The organism is Streptomyces xingningensis, assembly GCF_054957865.1.
Genome location: NZ_JBDJPF010000001.1, coordinates 162,957 through 176,562, shown reverse-complemented (window position 1 = coordinate 176,562; position 13,606 = coordinate 162,957). Strand labels below are relative to the sequence as shown.

Below are 13,606 nucleotides of genomic sequence, written 5' to 3'. Positions count from 1 at the left end.
TCCACACGTCACGCCCCGGGCGCGCCCCGGTCGCCCGGGGTCACCAGTCCCGCCTCATACGCGGCGATCACCAACTGCACCCGGTCGCGCGCACCCAACTTGCCCAGGATCCGGCTGACATGGGTCTTCGCCGTCAGCGGGCTCAGCCCCAGCGCCTCGCCCACCTCCGCGTTGGTCAGCCCCCTGGCCACCAGGGCCAGTACCTGGCGCTCCCGGGCGCTGAGCACCTCCGGACCCCGGTCCCGGGCCGCGGCCGGAAGATCGGTGCGCAGCATCCGGGCGATCAGGCGTGCGGTGGGGCCGGGGGAGAGCAGGGACTCCCCGGCGGCGACGGTCCTGATGGCCTCGAGGAGCGCGGCCGGCCGGGTGTCCTTGACCAGGAAGCCCGAAGCCCCGGCGCGCAGCGCGTCGATGACGTACTCGTCGGTGTCATAGGTGGTGAGGACGAGCACCCGCACCCCCGCCAGATCCTCGTCACCGGCGATCAGCCGGGTGGCCTCGATGCCGTCCAGGTCCGGCATCCGGATGTCCATCACCACCACATCGGCCCGGCCGGCGCGGGCCAGTTCGACGGCCTGCCGCCCGGTACCGGCCTCGCCGACGACCGTCATGTCCGCGGCGGTGCCCACCAGCATGGCGAAGGCGGACCGGACCAGCCGCTGGTCATCGGCGAGCAGGACCCGGATCGCCGCCGGTTCGCTCATTGGCCGTCGCTCCCTTCAGATGCGTCGGCGGCTGCCGCGGCCAGCGGCAGCACGGCGGTCACCGCGAACCCGGCGCCGTCCGGGCGGGGCCCGGCCCGCAGGCTGCCGCCGACACTGCGGGCGCGTTCCCGCATGCCGACGATCCCATAGCCCCCGGCCTCGTTCGCCATGGGGGACCGGCCGTTGTCGAGCACGGAGATGCGCAGCGCACCGTCGGCGCCGGGGCCGTCGTCCCGCGACACCGTGACCGCCACCCCGACCGCGGGTCCCCCGTGCCGCACGGCATTGGTGAGCGCCTCCTGGGTGATGCGGTACGCGGCCGCCCCGACGGCCGGGGGCAGCCCGGACGGGTCCGTACCCGCGTCCACCTCCAGGCGTACCCGGGCGCCCGCTCCCTCGGCGGCCCGCACCAGATCCGGCAGGCCGTCCAGGCCCGGCAACGGGCCTTGTTCGGCAGGGTCGTTGGCGCGCAGCATCTCCAGGGTGGCCCGCAGCTCCGCGCGGGCGTCGCGGCAGGTGTCGGCGATGCCGTCCAGTGCCTTGGCGAGGGCCGCCCGGTCGAGCCGTTCGGGGTCGGTGAGCAGTACGTGTGCCGCGACCGAGGTCTGCACGCCGATCAGGGTGACGCTGTGGGCCAGCAGATCGTGGAGGTCGCGCGCGATGTGCACCCGTTCCTCGGCGACCCGGCGGGCCGCCTCCCGTTCCCGGGTGCGTTCGGCGCGTTCGGCGCGCTCCACGATCGCCGCGACATGGGCACGGTGGATCCGCACCGCCTCGCCGAGCATCACCACATCGGCGATCCAGCCGCCCCGTACCAGCACCGGCAGGATCTGCCCCTCCTCGCCCGTGATCAGCAGGACGACGGCCGCGACGGCGAAGATGCCGGTGAGGGTGAGGAAGCTCCGCACCGGGGGCCCGACCACGGCGAGCGACCACAGTGCGACCAGTTCGGAGGGCAGCAACGCGAGGTCGGGGTAGTCGAATATGTGGTACGGAGCGGCCAGGCAGGCCACCGCCAGCACCGTGAGCATCGGTGCCCGGCGCCGTGCGACCGGCAGCAGCGAGGCGGCGGCGATGATGACCCAGCCGGCGAGACCGGGCGGCCGGGCGTCCTCCGGGGAGAGGACACACAGCCAGCTCTGCAGGGCGAGCAGCGCGGCGACGATGCCCAGGTCCTGCGGCTGAATGGGCGGTTGAGTGGTCGAACGCGGCAGCAGCATCCGCGCTATCAAGGGGGTGGCCGGGTCCCGGAGAGGCATCACCGCTCCAGGGAACTCCGGAATAGCCGTCCCGGCCACCACATCCATCGCTTCAGCAACACGGCGGCGGAGGTGACCAGATAAGTGCGCACCAGAAAGGTGTCCAGCAGTACCCCGATCGCGATGACGAGGCCCATTTCCACCAGCGGCACCAGGGGCAGCGTCGCCAGCACACCGAAGGTGGCGGCCAGCACCACGCCCGCGGAGGCGATCACTCCACCCGTGGTGCGCAGCGCGATGAGCGCCGCCTCGGCGGGTTCGGCGCCCTTCAGCCGCTCCTCGCGGGCCCGGTGCATCAGGAAGATGCCGTAGTCGACGCCCAGCGCCACCAGGAAGACGAAGGTCAGCAACGGCAGCGTGGAATCCAGCCCTTGGTAGCCCAGGACCGGGCCGAAGACCAGTCCGCTCAGCCCCATGGCCGCGCCCCAGGAGGCGATCACGGCGACGATCAGGACCAGTGGGGCGAGCACGCTGCGCAGCAGGGCGATCAGCACGATCAGCACCCCGGCCAGCACCAGGGGGATCACCTTGGCGCGGTCGTCGGAATTGGTGGTGGCCAGGTCCATCTGCTGTGCGGTGGCGCCGCCCACCAGCACCTGAGCGCCGGGCAGGGCGTGCAGCCGGTCGCGGAGTTCACCGACGGTCCGCTTCTCCTCGGCCGACTCGGGCCGGGCGGTGGGGAACACCCGGAACTCCGTACCCTCCGGGCCGCTGCGGGCCTCGGTCACCGAGCCGACCCCCGGAGTGGTGCGGGCCGTCCGCTCCACCTCCGCCGCCCGGTCCGGCCGGGTCACCACATTGACCGGCTGGCTGCCGACCGCCGGAAAGGCGGTGGCCAGGGTGTGCAGCGCGGTGACGGACTCCGGCTTCTCGAGAAAGGCGTCCTCCTGCCGCAGGGTGCCCGGCAGCGCCAGTGAACCGACCGCCAGGGCTCCGAGCACCGCCACCCCGCTCAGCAGCACCACCACCGGGCGGCGGCTGACGGAACTGCCCATCAGCGCGAACAGCGAGCGCCGGGGCGCCGGTTCGGCCCCGTACCGCGGCACCAGCGGCCAGAACGCCCGCCGCCCCAGCAGCACCAGCACCGCGGGCAGCAGCGTCAGCATCGCGGCCAGCGCACAGATCACGCCCACCGCGCCCACCGGGCCGAGCCCCCGGTTGCTGTTGAGGTCCGCCGCCAGCAGGCACATCAGCCCCGCGACCACCGTCCCGGCCGAGGCGAGTACGGCCGGCCCGCAGCCACGGAGCGCGGCGAGCATCGCCTCGTACGGGCGCTCCCGCCGCCGCAGTTCCTCGCGGTAGCGGGATATCAGCAGCAGGGCGTAATCCGTGCCCGCGCCGAACACCAGCACGGTCATCACGGTGGTGTTCTCGGTGGTGACGGTGAGTTGGAACGCCTCGACGAGCCCATGGACCGTGGCCATGGCGGCCGAGGCCGCCACCCCGACCACCCCGAGCGGGACCAGCCACAGCGCCGGGCTGCGATAGATGACGATCAGCAGCAGCGCGACCACCACCGCGGTGCTCAACAGCAGCACCCCGTCAATGGAGTCGAAGACCTCCGTCTGGTCGGCCATCAGCGCCACCGGGCCGGTGACTTCGACGGACAACCCCGGCGGCGCACCCTTGACCAGCTCCCGGATGTCATCGACAGCCTTGGACTGGTCATTGGTGTCCGGCAGTCCGGTCAGCGACAACGCAGTCATGACCGTCGCACGGTCCTCGGACTCGACGCCGGCCGGCAGGGTGTCACCCCCGAGCTCATGACGCCCGGCGATCCGCCGGACCTGTTCCCGCGCCAACCGGCGGTCGGTGGGCGTGAGTCCGCCGTCCCGGTGGTGGACCAGGACCGCCTGGGCGACATCCCCGCCGGGCAGCCGCCGCAGCAGGTGCTCGGCCCGGGTGGATTCGGCACTGGCGGGCAGATAGTCCACCAGCCGGTCCCGGGTGACCCCGCTCAGCCCCGCGAACGGCGCCGTGACCGCCAGCACCACCACCCACAGCGCGACCACCCCCCAGGGGATGACCCGTGCCTTCCTCGTCCGCCGTGCCGCCGGGCCCATGCCTGCCGCCTTCTCGATCGTGAACGATCCGACGGATCCAGACTCCGGGCGCAACCGCGCGAACGCGTCGCCCCCAGGGCCGAAGCGGAAGCTACTCCCCGGGGTGGCCCGGGGACCGGGCTACTCCCCGGGGAGTAGCCCGATCCCCGCGGTCCCGGTTTTGATGAGCGGCGCGTCCCGCGACAACTCCCGGAACCCGACGCTGTCATACAGCCCGCGCGCCTGCGGATGCCCCGGCGCACCCAGGCAGGCGACCGTCATATGAGCGGCCCCGGCCGCCCGCGCCCGATGCATCCCGTGCAGCAGCATCGCCCTTCCCAGCCCCCGGCGCCGGTAGTCCGGATGCGTCCCGACCGGCTCGAACTGAGCGGTCTTGTTCGCTTCGTCGAGCCACATGATCGTCGAGGCTGCCATCGTTGCGTCCGGCGCCTCCACCAGGATGTGCAAGTCGCCGCGGTACGCCGCCGTCCGCCGGACACCCCGGTAGCCCTCGGCCGAGTACGTCGAGGGAGCCCAGGCGTCCAGATGGGCCTGGACCGCGGCCTCCGGCCCGGCCTCGTCGGCGGTGCGGAACCGGAATCCGTCCGGCAGCACCGGCTGCTCCACATCGGCGAGGTCCCGCTCGTTGAGCTGGGTCCAGGACCCGGCGTCGCCCAGCGAGGCCGGGTCGCTCTCATAGCCGTGCGCCGCCCATCGCTTCAGGGCGAACTCATCGGCGGCGCCCGGCAGCACCGTACGTTCGACGCCCGCCGCCGCACCGTCGTACCAGCCGATCACCTCGTCGACCAGCCCGACATGGCCGGGATGGACCTGATACGCCAGATAGGCCCCGGTGACGTCCTTCACCGACCCGTCGCTCCGCCTCACCCGGCGCGGAAGATGGACCCAGCCCCACGCCACCAGATCCCCACCGGAGAACCACAGCCGACGCCGCCAGCTCGCGCCGTCACCGGCATGCCCCTTGCCCCAGGTCCAGGCCAGCTCACCGAACGACGCATCGCTGTTCACCAGGTCCGGGCGGATGGCGGTGACACGCTGCGCCAGACCCTGCATCAGCCGCACGTCCGCGGCGGTCACATGCTCGAGATTCGCCATAGCGCGCCACTGTGTCAGGACCCCGCAAAGCCGTCCAACCGTTATCCGGGCCGACCGCGGACATCGACCGACGCGCGTCACGCCCCACCGGGCGAACGTTGCCCGCCACGGCACCAGAAAACAGAAAAACCCCAGATCAACTGGGGTTTTTATTGGTGTCCGAGGGGGGACTTGAACTCTCCACTCGGGCACCAGCATGCTAGCTAGCTGACCTGTGGGAACGTACGCGACACGCCGCAGAGTTGACGGCTGTCGTTGGTCATGCATTCCCCCTGTTTCGGGCTGTTTCGGACTGCTGTTGGTCATGCGTTGGTCACGTGGCCAACGCCTGCCGCCCGGCGATCTCCAACCGCCTCAGCGGCGCGGGCGTACCGTAGCTCTAGGCGCTCACTCTCCCGACAGGCAGGGCCATGGCGACAACACTTGGGGAACGGCTGGTCGAGCTGCGCATGCGGCGTGGCCTGACTCAGGAGCAGCTTGCCGAGAAGGCGCTTCTCAGCGTGGACACGGTGCGGAAGCTGGAGCAGAACCAGCGGATGACCGCGCGCATGACCACACTCAACAAGTTCGCGCGGGCACTGGACGTGGAGACCTCCGTGCTCCTCGGGGCGCCCCGGGTGCTGGAGCCAAGCAATGGAGCAGAGCCGCCGAGCCTCCTGACGCTGCGACAAGCGGTTACGCCTCTCTCAGGATTCCCCGGGCTAGGCGACCCGGAGGGCGCGCCAGCTCCGACGATCCCTCAACTGCGCGACAGCATCCGCAGTACCGAACGCATCCGCCGTCAGGGCGAGTTAACAAAGATCACTGCCCTACTGCCAACCTTGCTGGCGGATGCCCGTGCTGCCGTCCATGAGTACACGGGTGCCGACCGCGCGGCGGCCTACGCAGTGCTCGCTGAGGCGTATCAGGTAGCCGCTACAACCCTCACCGCGTTCGGCAAGGAGGATGCGGCCTACACGGCTCTGGAGCGGTCCATGGCTGCGGCGCAGCAGTCCGACGATCCGCGCTTGGAGATCATCGGCGTCTCCTCGCTCTCTTGGATCTTCTCCAAGCAAGGTCGAGTGGCGGACGCCGAAGAGGTCGCGGTTCGGATGGCGGAGCGCATCGAGCCCGGTTTCAGGTCGGCCCCCATCGATCTGTCTCTGTGGGGGATTCTCTTGCTTCGTGGCGCCAGTGCCGCAGTCCGGGCGGAACGCACGGACAGTGCCGAAGAGTTGCTCTCGCTGGCCACGGCGGCAGCTGCGCGCATCGGTGTTGACCGACTCGACTACGCAACGCCCTTCGGCCCGACGAATGCCGGAGTCGCTGCGGTGAACGCGTACGTGGACATGGGGAAACCGGACAAGGCCCTGCGCCACGCCAAGCGCATTACCAACGTGGCGGGCCTGCCTCCCACTTGGCTTGCCCGGCATCATCTGGACCGTGCCCTGGCCTACGCGGAGATGAACCGCGACTCCGAAGCGACAAGGGCCCTGCTCGCCGCTGAACAGACAGCCCCTGAGTGGATGCGCTACCACTCCACGTCCCGGCATCTCGTGGCGGAGTTGCGGGAGCGCGAACGTCGCCGTAGTTCCCCCATCAGGGATCTGGCGGTTCGCTTGGAGATCGAGCGGTAACTAGGACGCTACGTCCTACCTGATTTGAGCACTCGCACACCCTGTCCCTGGGCTGAGATCGCGTCCGGTTGCACCGTATCCGCAAGAGATGAAGCGGACCGGAGGCATTGAGGATGACGAACTCACCTGGGCTCAGGACGGCCCCCGTAGCGGACTGGAAACGGGGCGCGGCGGTGTTCGATCGGGGAAGCCAGTTGGTGGGCGTGGTCCATGCGCAGCACGGCACGAAGCTGACCCTCACGCGTCCTTCAGGGCTTCGCTGGCACACCCGCACAGTGGCCGTCCGTGCCGCCAACGACCGGGAGTTGATTCAGCTCAGAGCCCTGGTCAAGCACAACCGTCATGTGCGCGGCCTCGCCTCGCTCGGTGTCAGTCGGTGAGCCGATTACGGGGCTGGAAGGTCAGCCGCGACGGGTCGTTCTGGGGCGGAATCCTGGCCCTGCTGACGTGGGGAACAGCCGTGGCGCTATTGGTCATGGCGGCTGCCGGGAAGCTCGCCTCAGCGCATCCATGAGTTCCCGTTCCCCACTGGTCAGTGAGGCTCCCCAGCGGGGAGCGGGGCACAACGCCCGACCGGTCGCACGCCACCGTGAAGCGGAGTCGACCGGCCGGGTCAGCAAGTGCAGTGCACCACTCCACAGCAGGAGGAGACGCACGATGAGCACAGCAGTTCAGACGCGGACCCGTGATCCGCGCATCATCCTCAACGCGGTACGGGAACGCGTGCCGCATCTGGTCGCAGACGTGGACGTGGCCGACCTGTGGGAGCGAGAAGTCGCGCTTCTGCTGCGTGACAGCGTGGCCGTTCGCAGCCTGGCCGAGCGCATCCTTGGCCAGGGCATCGCGTACCTGATCACCGCCATGGAATGCCCCGGCGTGGACATGGGCGTCGGCAAGACCGTGGACGTAGGCGTTCATCAGCTCATCCTCGACACGCCGCTCTACTTCGCGCTGTGCGAGGAGTACAACAGCGGGCGGTACAAGCACCACGCCCCGCTGATCGAGCGCCGCCGGGACGGCACCGTGATGCGCACGGCCGAACTGCTGCGCAAGAACGGCTTCACCGTCGATGACGAGCTGTGGGAGGTGGACGCGTCCGACTGCTCACCGTGTGACAACAAGGTCCCCGACAGCCACTGACACGGGACTAGAGTGCCCTCGCCCCCAACTCCGCACGAGGGGCGGGGGCACCCTCTTGCCCGCCCCGACACAGAGGAAGCCCAGTTGCCCGCACGACACGACATCGACAGCGAACGCGAACTCTGGGACACCTTCGCGGAGAGCACCAAAGACAAGGTGTTCGAATCCGACCCTGTTTTCTGTTGGACGCAGTACAGCGGGCACGGTCCCGGCCCCGAACTGCTGGGGGATCCGGCGAACGCACTGGAAATCGGATGCGGCACGGGGCGAGCGCTCGCCTACCTCGCGCAGAAAGGCGTGAAGGCAACCGGTGTGGACCTCTCGCCCGTCATGGTCGCCAACACCACAGAACGGTGGGGCCCGTTGGGAGCGCGGTTCGTCTGCGCTGAGGTGCTGGACCACTTGAGCAGCACGACGGAGACGTACGACGCCGTGTACTCGATCTTCGGGGCCGTGTGGTTCACCGATCCGGCCAAGCTGCTTCCTTTGATTGCTGAGCGGTTGAACCCTGGCGGTGTGCTCACGTTCTCCCACCCCCCGGCCATCCCCGGCGCGTACGGCCCGCAGGGCATGTACAAGGGCGGGTTCGCGGGCAAGGCCATGTACACGTACCGCTACAGCTACACGCCCCGGAAGTGGGAAACCCTCCTGCTCAAAGCCGGATTCAAGGAAGCGGAAGCGCGGGTGCTCGACGCTCCCGAGCCCGACCACATCGGAACTTTGATCGCTCGCGCTGTGGTGAGCTGAGCCAAAGCAAAGCAAGAACGCCCCGGCCTATTTGGGCCGGGACGTTCCGTTGGTTGATTAGAGCAGGGCAAGGAAGGGATTGGAGTCGGCGAGCGGTTCCGACCGCTTCACCGGCTGCGGCTTCGGGGCCTGCTTGGGCGCCGGGCGGTAGGCGTCTATCTGCACAACCGTGGCCCGGTTCTGCTCACGCTCTGGAGCGGCCGGCATCGGCTGCGGAGTCGGACCTGGCTGCTCTCCGTGAACGGGAGTGTCACCGCGCAGCGTGAACACGGTGGCGGGACGGCCGGTCTTCCCGGAGCGGTCTACGGTCACCACCACATCCGGCAGCACCTTGACCTCCGCTGCCGTTGCCCCCACGTACGGGAGCACCTGAGACGACGTGGCCCGACCGCCGTGCAGTTCAATCCGGGCGCGGACCTTGTCCGCGAGGGACGGGCGGACCTTCTTGACGGCTCCGGCAACATGCCCGTGACCTGCGGCGAGTCGTACGGCGTCGCGTACGGAGCGGCGAACCAGAGTGAAGGCGGCCGTCAGGATCTCGTCCGTGATGCTCTCGGAGCACTCGGAGGCCGCGAGGCAGGCGGCCACCCTGAGCGTCTGCTCTGCGGTCCGCTCGATGAACACTGCCTGCTCTTCGGGCAGGGTCTCGCCCAGGATGCGGGCGTACCGGCGAACGGTCCGCCACAGTGGCCGGGCGTCCTCGGAGAGAGTGATCACACGAGGGCGGGCGGTGGCCCACCCGTAAGCGTCGGACAGTTCGGAGCCGTCCACCTTCGGCAGGCTCACGCGGTCGTCATCGAGCATGGGCACGGAGCCGAGCAGGAATGGCAGGATGCGGTTGTAGCTGCCGCCTGCCGCTTCGGACTGGCCGACGTACTTGGACCAGTCGGAGGGTGTCACATGAGCGTGGAACACCATGGCGGGGTCGCGGACTTCCTGGGCCTCTTCCTTGGTGGTGTTGCGGAGCGTGGCGCCGTCCCACGCGGCGCGGAGCTTGGTGGTGAAGGAAGCGTCCCGCTTGACCCTGCGGAGCACTTCCGACCATTCCTCTTCAACTACGAGGCAGCGCCGATCGGTCCCGGCCTCCGTTTCCGCCGTGGCCTCTTGTTGCTCCCACAGGTGGTGCACCATGCTCGCCCCGGACGTGATCCCGGACGTGGTGTGGGTGGCCAGGAAGCGGCCCAGGGACGGGTTCACCACGTGCTGAGCGGCACGGAGCGCAGTTCCCTTGCCCCGGCCCGTTCCGGCCACCAACGCGCTCCACAGGAGTACGGGGCGGGCATTGCCTCGGGACGACACCTTGACCGTGCCCCCGATCGCGGCCGACCACATGGACAGGGCCGCTATGTAGATGCCGAGCGCGTCAGTCTCGACGTACGGCGCGATCCTCTGGACTGCGCGACCGATCGGACCATGGAGAACGGGGGTGCTCATGCTGCTTTCGCTTCCTGGGAGTTGGTTTGATGGTTGACCGGGATGGCCCGGCGCCACCGTCCGGAGTCCTTGACTTGGGCGTCAGGGTTGTTGCTGTTCGGCAGACACAGCGGAACCGTCTCTCCGCCATCGGCAGGGATCACAGCGGCCCGTGCGCGGGCGTCCTTGGCTGCGCTCACCCCGGCTGCGCGCTTGACCTGCGCCACGGTGACCGGATCAGTGGTGACGATCCCTGAGCGTTTCTGGCCCCGGTGAGTGGTCCACGTGATCCAACTGCCGGGGCCGTAGCTGCGCTTGCTCGGTTTGGGGGCGCGTCGCCAGGCAGGGAGGCGACGCGGCCGGTACGGCGGGCAGTCGGCCGCCGTGATGGTGGCGGCACTCAGGCCGCTACAGCTTTTCCCTCCGTGGCGTCCCGGTGGGCCAGCTGCCATGCATGGCGCACGTGGAGCGGGATGCGGCCACGGTCCGGCACGGTGAAGCCCTGAGCACGGGCCCACCTGCGTACAGCCTTGTTGCGCTCACGCTCCGACATCCCGGAGCCGTCCACCTTGGCAGGCTCAGGGAGCGGGTCACCACCGGTGAACTCAGCAGCGCACACGGCCGCCTTGAAACGGCCAGGCTCGCGCACGTCCAGGCAGGGAATCGAGCGTTCACGGGCATCACGGAGCTTGTGGCCGTTGCGCTCCCCACCCTCACCCAGGATCAGCAACACGGTGGACTCGTCCGCACGGCCCACGACCTCATAGCCAGCGTTCCGAAGCGCGTCCCGCGCTGCCTGCCAGTCGTACCCGTCGATCTCTCCGGCCACCATGACGGATCGCACAGGCTCAGCTTCCGTCGCTTCCTCGATCACGCCCTCGGTGTTGAGGTCCTCCTCAATCACGGGAGACGACTCGACCACAGGCACGGGAACCGGCTCAGGTTCGGGAGCCGGGGCAGGCTCAGGGGTCGACTCGTCAGAGGCAGGCTCACCCGCGTCCCCCAGGGCATCCACGAGGAAGCCAGCGAACTTGCCCGCGTGCTCCGTGCACAGGTCCCACGTGCGGACCCCCAGGGTCAGCGTGTCTGTCGCCTCTCGCTTGGGCATCGCACAGCGTCTTGAGGACGGGAACAAGAACGGTCTTACGCATGGCACGGAATCCTTAGATAGGGCGGAGCGAGTGAGTCTCGGACGTGGGCCGGAGTGAGTCTCTGACGGCCACCGCATTCAGCCTTGCGGTTCGAGATCAACCCTGCCCGCCATCTATCACGGAACGGTAACGAACAGATATCTAGAGCATTACTATCATGAATTCAATAACGGGGGTAATGGCTTTAGTTAACCGGAAAGCACCCACCAGGGGTGCCGCACTTCGACCGTGTTTGCCAATCAGAATATGAGGAATTAGGAGTCATGACTTCTCCCCATTCTCAGCTCATTCCACGGCAGGTGAAGCAGCTTTTCGGGTCGTGCTCCAGGTCATCCCCCCAGGGCCGTGCCAGGCTCGTCAGCTCCCAGCCGGTGTGGATGGCGAACTCTTGTACGCAGCCCGAGCACTGCGGCTCTGACCAGAGGCATTCGATGCCGGGGCGATGGGTGCCGTCGTGAGTGGCAGCGGCTCCGGCCTTGGCTGCCCTGCGTGCGCTCACTGGCCACCACCACTCTCGAATGTCCATCCCAGGCGCTTCATGCCGTCTGCGGTGAGCCCGAGCGCGGTGGATAGGTGGCGGAATTCCATCTGATGGTTGGCATTCGCTGAGCCATCCAGGATCTTCCCAAAATACGTCAGCATCACTGCCACGGTCGGGATGAACGACTCGTCCCACATGGCGGCCTGCGGCGACTGCCACCACTGCCGCCACTGGTCGCGCTCAGAATCAGACCACTCACGAATTGCGGGCAGATCAGGAACCGGTAGACCGTGGTCCCACGGCAGCTCTATCAAACCCTTGAATCGGGAGTGCGGAGAATTGGGGTTGCGCATCTTGGGCATGAGGGTGTGCCCTCCTGTTTATGTCGGCAGAGCGTGACCGAGCAGCGCGCCGGCTGCTCGACGGAGTGTGAACAGAAGTGGGCCCCCACCTATCGGCAGGGGCCCGAACTAATCCAGGGTTAGGCCAGCTTGATGCCGACCGAGCGCCGCTCGTCCAGGACGGTCGAGCCCACGTAGGCATCCATGATGGAGCGCTGGTTCAGGCTGTCGTCGTTGAAGGTCATCAGCCAGCGCATCGAGTAGCCCTGATGCCCAGCCGTGGCGGAGAACTCACTCCGCACCACGGGCGGGGAGCAGACGGCCATGGCGAACGCCGAGCCGACGTAGGCAACTGCGGTCTTGTCGGCCAGGTAGGGCGAGTAGACGACGGTGAAGCCGTACGCCTCGCCGATGATGCCGCCGCGCAACGTCTCATCCGAACCGGCCTGGGCCACCTGAGAGAAGTTGTCGTCCTTCAGCAGAACGTTCTTCACGTCCGGGGAGACGGCCAGCCAACGGCGGCCCGCTGTACGGCTCTTGTCCAGGACCGTGCCCGCATCGATGATCGCGTGCCGGGGCTGGTCGGCCTTCATCGTGATGAGGTCGGAGGCCTTCTCGGCGGTCCGCTGGTTCATCGTGTTGGCGATGTTCTGTTCCAGGTAGTCACCGACTCCTGCGGACTGGGGAAGCGTGATCTGCTGCTCGAAGGTGTAGAGGTCGAAGCGCATTTCCTTGTCGGTGATCTCCACCGCCGACAGGGCGTGGTCGGTGATCTCCAGCTCGATGGTGGTCTCCTTGACCGGCTGCACCATGCTGTTCACCGAGCCGTTGAAGTTGGCAGCCTTCAGCACCTCGGGGCGCCGGATACGGACCTTGGTGCCGACACCGCCCCGGAAATCCTCCTCCGCGTCCCGGTGCACGGTGTGTGCCAGGCCCTTGAATCCCACCAGCATTTCAAGGGCTGTTGACGCAACGATCTGCGAAATGGCAAAGCTGTTCTCGGACTTAACGGCTTCCTGGATAGTCATAGGCTTCTGATCAGTCATACTCACTCCTAATAATCAATAAAACTGTGGTCTACGGGCCGGACATCAGTGAGTCGCGGAATGGCCCTCGCGAAGCAGGGCGTCAACGGCCGTGGCCTTGCGATGCTGCTCGGTGTCGTCATCGCTCATGAGCGACAGCAGCGGAGTACACAGATGACGCGATGCCTGGACGAGCATGCGAAGGCTCGGGCTGGTCTCCCCGTTCTCCCACCGGTAGACGGTGGAGCGAGCAACCATCATTTCGTCGGCCAGCTCCTCAACGGACAGGCCAAGGGTGACGCGACGGGCAGTGAATGCGTGACGATCGAACATAAGGAACTCCTAGCAGTTGGTAGCTGAACCGCGACTCTGCGGGCAAAAAGAAGACCCCGGCCCACACATGCAAGTGGCCGGGGCTGAAGGCGTTATGGGGAACCTTCTCTCTCACTAATAATGTCGGTGTCCCTACGAGGGGCAGGGGACACATCTGCGAGAAAGTGAGACGCCCGTCACGGGGCGGGCGGAACTGAAATCCTTGATCTGCCTTGGCTGGTAGAAGTCATACTTCAGA

The 13,606-nt window shown here is 67.9% G+C and carries 14 protein-coding genes; 4 read left to right on the top strand and 10 right to left on the bottom strand.

Features of this window, described 5'->3' with window-relative positions; translation table 11 throughout:
• Window positions 1-8 precede the first annotated feature (8 nt).
• The 4 genes from ABCR83_RS00885 to ABCR83_RS00870 all read right to left on the bottom strand — a co-directional run bounded on the left by ABCR83_RS00885 (window position 9) and on the right by ABCR83_RS00870 (window position 5,121).
• On the bottom strand, window positions 9-704 hold the full coding sequence (locus ABCR83_RS00885) for a response regulator (protein ID WP_462692190.1): 696 nt from the start codon (window positions 702-704) through the stop codon (window positions 9-11).
• Window positions 701-1,963, bottom strand: a complete 1,263-nt coding sequence (locus ABCR83_RS00880) for a sensor histidine kinase (RefSeq protein ID WP_462692189.1) — start codon at window positions 1,961-1,963, stop codon at window positions 701-703. Before ABCR83_RS00880 ends, ABCR83_RS00885 begins: the two co-directional genes overlap by 4 nt.
• Window positions 1,963-4,026: an MMPL family transporter gene (locus ABCR83_RS00875; RefSeq protein WP_462692188.1), complete on the bottom strand. Its 2,064-nt coding sequence runs from the start codon at window positions 4,024-4,026 to the stop codon at window positions 1,963-1,965. Before ABCR83_RS00875 ends, ABCR83_RS00880 begins: the two co-directional genes overlap by 1 nt.
• Window positions 4,027-4,146: 120 nt before the next feature.
• A complete protein-coding gene (locus ABCR83_RS00870) occupies window positions 4,147-5,121 on the bottom strand; it encodes a GNAT family N-acetyltransferase (RefSeq protein WP_462692187.1) in 975 nt (324 codons plus the stop codon).
• A 410-nt stretch (window positions 5,122-5,531) separates the two neighbouring features.
• Between ABCR83_RS00870 and ABCR83_RS00865 the strand changes: the two genes are divergently transcribed.
• From ABCR83_RS00865 to ABCR83_RS00850, 4 genes are all read left to right on the top strand, one after another.
• Window positions 5,532-6,737, top strand: a complete 1,206-nt coding sequence (locus ABCR83_RS00865) for a helix-turn-helix domain-containing protein (protein ID WP_462692186.1) — start codon at window positions 5,532-5,534, stop codon at window positions 6,735-6,737.
• 173 nt (window positions 6,738-6,910) lie between these two features.
• Window positions 6,911-7,117, top strand: coding sequence for a hypothetical protein (locus ABCR83_RS00860; RefSeq protein ID WP_462692185.1), 207 nt, complete (start codon window positions 6,911-6,913; stop codon window positions 7,115-7,117).
• A gap of 277 nt (window positions 7,118-7,394) precedes the next feature.
• Complete coding sequence (locus tag ABCR83_RS00855) at window positions 7,395-7,877, top strand: hypothetical protein (RefSeq protein ID WP_462692184.1); 483 nt, start codon at window positions 7,395-7,397, stop codon at window positions 7,875-7,877.
• Window positions 7,878-7,961: 84 nt separating this feature from the next.
• Entirely contained in the window at window positions 7,962-8,624 is a 663-nt protein-coding gene (locus tag ABCR83_RS00850) for a class I SAM-dependent methyltransferase (protein ID WP_462692183.1), read from the top strand.
• Between the two features lie 57 nt (window positions 8,625-8,681).
• Here the strand turns inward: ABCR83_RS00850 and ABCR83_RS00845 are convergent, their stop codons facing one another.
• The 6 genes from ABCR83_RS00845 to ABCR83_RS00820 all read right to left on the bottom strand — a co-directional run bounded on the left by ABCR83_RS00845 (window position 8,682) and on the right by ABCR83_RS00820 (window position 13,368).
• Complete coding sequence (locus ABCR83_RS00845; RefSeq protein WP_462692182.1) at window positions 8,682-10,058, bottom strand: DUF3987 domain-containing protein; 1,377 nt, start codon at window positions 10,056-10,058, stop codon at window positions 8,682-8,684.
• Window positions 10,055-10,264, bottom strand: a complete 210-nt coding sequence (locus ABCR83_RS00840; RefSeq protein WP_462692181.1) for a hypothetical protein — start codon at window positions 10,262-10,264, stop codon at window positions 10,055-10,057. The genes ABCR83_RS00845 and ABCR83_RS00840 overlap by 4 nt, the downstream gene beginning before the upstream one ends.
• Window positions 10,265-10,437: 173 nt before the next feature.
• Window positions 10,438-10,941 carry an Lsr2 family DNA-binding protein gene (locus tag ABCR83_RS00835; protein ID WP_462692180.1) on the bottom strand — a complete coding sequence of 168 codons (504 nt, stop codon included), beginning with the start codon at window positions 10,939-10,941 and terminating at the stop codon, window positions 10,438-10,440.
• A gap of 742 nt (window positions 10,942-11,683) precedes the next feature.
• Window positions 11,684-12,031, bottom strand: a complete 348-nt coding sequence (locus ABCR83_RS00830) for a phage terminase small subunit (protein WP_462692179.1) — start codon at window positions 12,029-12,031, stop codon at window positions 11,684-11,686.
• 119 nt (window positions 12,032-12,150) lie between these two features.
• The gene (locus tag ABCR83_RS00825; protein ID WP_462692178.1) at window positions 12,151-13,056 is read right to left on the bottom strand and encodes a P22 phage major capsid protein family protein; all 906 of its coding nucleotides are present in this window, start codon (window positions 13,054-13,056) and stop codon (window positions 12,151-12,153) included.
• Window positions 13,057-13,101: 45 nt separating this feature from the next.
• Window positions 13,102-13,368: a helix-turn-helix domain-containing protein gene (locus ABCR83_RS00820; RefSeq protein WP_462692177.1), complete on the bottom strand. Its 267-nt coding sequence runs from the start codon at window positions 13,366-13,368 to the stop codon at window positions 13,102-13,104.
• Window positions 13,369-13,606: the final 238 nt, after the last annotated feature.